Origin of the sequence: Pseudomonas sp. (assembly GCF_037994325.1) — a bacterium.
GTDB lineage: Bacteria > Pseudomonadota > Gammaproteobacteria > Pseudomonadales > Pseudomonadaceae > Aquipseudomonas.
In genome coordinates this window covers 1-2,606 of the sequence record NZ_JBBNAH010000380.1, presented here as the reverse complement: position 1 = coordinate 2,606, position 2,606 = coordinate 1, and the positions used below count along the sequence as shown (strand labels likewise).

Sequence of the window (2,606 nt, the reverse complement as noted above, 5' to 3'; positions counted from 1 at the left end):
ACGAAACCAGCCAATTTCCACCTAAGGGACATCCCATGACCTACCTCGCCAACCCCGACCGCTACCAAACCATGCCGTACCGCCGCGTCGGCCGCAGCGGTTTGGTGTTACCGGCCTTGTCCCTGGGCTTGTGGCATAACTTCGGCGACGCCACGCCAATCTCCACCCAACGCGCGTTGCTGCACACCGCCTTCGATCTGGGCATCAACCACTTCGACCTGGCCAATAACTACGGCCCGCCCTATGGCAGCGCCGAAACCAATTTCGGCCGCCTGTTAAAGGAAGATTTCAGCGCTCACCGCGATGAGCTGATCATCTCCAGCAAAGCCGGCTGGGACATGTGGCCAGGCCCGTATGGGCAGGGCGGCAGCTCGCGTAAATACCTGATCTCCAGCCTCGACCAGAGCCTGCAACGTTTAGGCCTCGACTACGTCGATATTTTCTACTCGCACCGCTTCGACCCGCTGACCCCGCTGGAAGAAACCGCTGGTGCGCTGGCCAGCATTGTTGAACAGGGCAAGGCGCTGTATATCGGCATTTCCTCCTACTCGGCCGGCAAAACCCGGGAAATCACCGCCTTGCTCCGTGAGCGTGGCGTGCCGCTGCTGATTCACCAGCCGGCGTATAACTTGCTCAACCGCTGGATCGAAAAAGACCTGCTCGATGCCACCGAGGAAGTTGGCGCCGGGGTGATTGTTTTTACTGCCCTGGCCCAAGGCCTGCTCAGCGACAAATACCTCAACGGCGTGCCGCAAGACTCCCGCGTCAATCGCCCAGGCGGCGGCTCGTTGCTGCCCTCGCACTTGTCTGAAGCCAATATCGAACGCGCCCGCGCCCTTAACGAAATCGCCAAACGCCGCGGCCAAAGTCTGGCGCAATTGGCCCTGGCCTGGACCCTGCGCGACCCACGGGTCACTTCCGCACTGATCGGCGCCAGCCACCCGGAGCAGATCATCGAAAACGTCGCCGCGCTAAACAACCTGGCCTTTAGCACTGAGGAGTTGGCCGAGATCGACCGCTTCGCCGTTGAAGGCGGGATCAACCTCTGGGAAAAACCCTCCACCGACTGGGAATAACCATGCGTTTTCTAAAAAGAGCCGCCTGCCTGCTCGGCGTGCTCGCTATCGCTCAGCAAAGCCTGGCGGCCGACCCCGCCAGCCTGCGAATCGGCTACCAAAAAGGCTCGGCCAGCTTGGTGCTGGCCAAAGAACACAAACTGCTGGAACAGCGCTTTGCCAACACCCAGATCAAATGGATCGAATTTCCGGCCGGCCCGCAAATGCTCGAAGCGCTGAATATCGGCGCCTTGGATGTTGGCTCCACCGGCGATATTCCGCCGCTGTTTGCCCAGGCGGCCGGCGCCGATTTGCTCTATATCGCCGCCGAACCGGCGAAGCCGCAAGCGGAAGTGATTGTGGTCGGCAACAGCAGCCCAATTCAGTCGGTGGCCGAGCTTAAAGGCAAAAAGGTTGCCTTCCAAAAAGGCTCCAGCTCGCACAACCTGCTGCTGCGTGCGTTAAACAAAGCCGGTTTGAAATTTACCGATATTCAGCCGGTCTACCTGTCGCCCGCCGACGCCCGCGCCGCCTTTGAACAGGGCAGTGTGGACGCCTGGGTCATCTGGGACCCGTACTACTCAGCCCTGGAGCTGGAAGGCAAAGCGCGCGTGCTGGCCAATGGCGAAGGGCTGGGCTTGATCGGACCATTCTTCCTGGCGGCGCGGCCATACGCCGAGGCTAACCCTGCTTTTATTCCCGCATTGCTGGATGAACTGGGCAAAGCCGAAGCGCTCACCCGCAGCGACAAAGCCGCCAGCATTCAACTGCTCGCCGGCTTTATGGGCCTGCCGCCAGCGGTGATCGAACGCACCTTCAGCCACCGCCCGGCATCGCCACCGATTGCGCTGAGTGCCGAGATTATTCAGGCGCAACAGGCCACGGCGGATTTGTTTTTTGCTAATCGGTTATTGCCCAAGAAATTGGACGTTGAGGCGGCGGTGTGGCGGCCGTAAACGGCATGCGTGTTGGTTAAAAAGGGGATCTCAGATCCCCTTTTTTGCACGCGCGGCGAGCGCTTTTAGGCGGTTTTGCCGTTGGACGCTTTGGTTAGCGCTTTGGCCATTTCGCTCAGGTGCTGAACGATGCCGGATTCGATGCTTTTATCGATAAAGGCATCGGCGGCGGACAGACGTTCTACGTAGAGCATCAGGTCGGCGGCGCGTTCGAGGGCGTCTTCTACAGGCACTCCGGCATTGACCGAGAACAGCGGGGTGCTGTCGAGGATGTCGAAGGGTAGGGCGGTGGTTACTTTTGAATGGTCATTCATTGGTGAAGCTCCGTATGTTTAGAAGCTTCCGATATTCGGGTCGCCAAACCCGATCGCTGATAGGCAGCGACGGCGGGACTATAGGGCGGGCTTTGGAGGGTTGGCAATGGGTTTTTGGCTGTTGCTGGTGCTCTGGGAAATGTCGCTATTCTGTTTTACCGCGTGGGCTGAACGTTTTGTTTCGCGCCTTACGCGCGACTTACTTTTGCCAGTCGCCCGGAATGCCGGCCCAGGCAAAAGTAAGCAAAAGGGCTTGCCCCTACCTTGGCCCTCCGCTGCGC

The 2,606-nt window shown here is 59.6% G+C and carries 3 protein-coding genes; 2 read left to right on the top strand and 1 reads right to left on the bottom strand.

Features of this window, described 5'->3' with window-relative positions:
* Nucleotides 1–35 precede the first annotated feature (35 nt).
* Both mgrA and AAAB16_RS12875 read left to right on the top strand, forming a co-directional pair.
* On the top strand, nt 36–1,076 hold the full coding sequence (gene mgrA / locus AAAB16_RS12880) for an L-glyceraldehyde 3-phosphate reductase (RefSeq protein ID WP_340663681.1): 1,041 nt from the start codon (nt 36–38) through the stop codon (nt 1,074–1,076).
* A gap of 2 nt (nt 1,077–1,078) precedes the next feature.
* On the top strand, nt 1,079–2,011 hold the full coding sequence (locus AAAB16_RS12875; protein WP_340663680.1) for a sulfonate ABC transporter substrate-binding protein: 933 nt from the start codon (nt 1,079–1,081) through the stop codon (nt 2,009–2,011).
* A 65-nt stretch (nt 2,012–2,076) separates the two neighbouring features.
* On the opposite strand, the gene AAAB16_RS12870 is transcribed toward AAAB16_RS12875, so the two are convergent.
* A complete protein-coding gene (locus AAAB16_RS12870) occupies nt 2,077–2,325 on the bottom strand; it encodes a DUF3077 domain-containing protein (RefSeq protein WP_340663679.1) in 249 nt (82 codons plus the stop codon).
* Nucleotides 2,326–2,606 lie beyond the last annotated feature (281 nt).

What these genes read in the sequence shown, in the direction of transcription:
- AAAB16_RS12870 (WP_340663679.1), bottom strand. Translation starts at nt 2,325, where the DNA reads ATGAATGACCATTCAAAAGTAACCACCGCCCTACCCTTCGACATCCTC.
- mgrA (WP_340663681.1), top strand. Translation starts at nt 36, where the DNA reads ATGACCTACCTCGCCAACCCCGACCGCTACCAAACCATGCCGTACCGC.
- AAAB16_RS12875 (WP_340663680.1), top strand. Translation starts at nt 1,079, where the DNA reads ATGCGTTTTCTAAAAAGAGCCGCCTGCCTGCTCGGCGTGCTCGCTATC.